Genomic DNA, 472 nt, shown 5'->3' with positions numbered 1-472 from the left:
GGCAATCAATACTAGGACAACTCTGGCTAAAGAAAGATAGCCATCTCCCGATCTCGGGTTCGATTAAAGCACGGGGTGGGATTTATGAAGTACTTTATCATGCTGAAAAACTTGCCATTCAAGCAGGGTTATTGACGTATGAAGATGACTATACAAAACTGGCTAGCCCAACATTTAAAACCTTTTTCAGCCAATACAGTATTGCTGTCGGCTCCACAGGAAATCTAGGTCTTTCGATTGGAATCATGAGTGCTCAACTTGGTTTCGATGTAACTGTACATATGTCAGCAGATGCACGCCAATGGAAAAAAGATAAATTACGCGCGCACAATGTGACGGTAATTGAGTATGCCGAAGACTATGGTGTCGCCGTCGAGGAAGGTCGAAAATCAGCGCAGAGTAATCCAAATTGTTTTTTCATTGATGATGAAAACTCACAAACACTCTTCTTAGGTTATTCGGTTGCTGGACA

1 protein-coding gene is annotated in these 472 nt (G+C 42.2%); it reads left to right on the top strand.

Annotation, left to right across the window (positions count from 1 at the left end):
- Window positions 1–472: D-serine ammonia-lyase (dsdA, locus tag FLQ44_RS17995; protein WP_147695479.1), on the top strand; the 472-nt coding region annotated here is incomplete at both ends.

Source organism: Vogesella mureinivorans, assembly GCF_007644035.1.
GTDB classification, from domain to species: domain Bacteria; phylum Pseudomonadota; class Gammaproteobacteria; order Burkholderiales; family Chromobacteriaceae; genus Vogesella; species Vogesella mureinivorans.
The sequence above is the reverse complement of the archived record's forward strand: the minus strand, read 5'-3'. Positions and strand labels throughout refer to the sequence as shown.